General features: G+C 45.4%; 1 protein-coding gene. It reads left to right on the top strand.

Going from position 1 to position 306, the window contains the following annotated elements; all coding sequences use genetic code 11:
* On the top strand, positions 1 to 306 hold a 306-nt coding region (locus tag AB4238_RS22145), incomplete at both ends, for a transposase (RefSeq protein ID WP_372035763.1).

Raw genomic sequence — 306 nt, 5'->3', positions numbered from 1 at the left:
AAGAAAGAGATATTAGGACCGACCTTCATAATCGTGGTGTTAAAGATATCCTAATAGCTTGCGTCGATGGGCTAACAGGTTTCCCAGAGGCGATAGCGACTATCTTCCCTGAAACAGAGACCCAGCTGTGCGTTATCCATCAAATCCGTAATTCAATGAAGTATGTCGCTTCTGAGAACCAAAAAGCCTTTATGGCGGATTTAAAACCTGTCTATCGAGCGGTAAGTAAAGAGGCTGCCGAGCTTGCATTGGATGAGCTAGAAGACAAGTGGGGCAGTACTTACCCACTGGTTATCAATTCCTGGC

This window comes from Shewanella sp. 10N.286.45.A1 (assembly GCF_041470405.1).
GTDB lineage: Bacteria > Pseudomonadota > Gammaproteobacteria > Enterobacterales > Shewanellaceae > Shewanella.
Note: the sequence above shows the minus strand (reverse complement) of the source record. Positions and strands in the feature narration are given on the sequence as shown.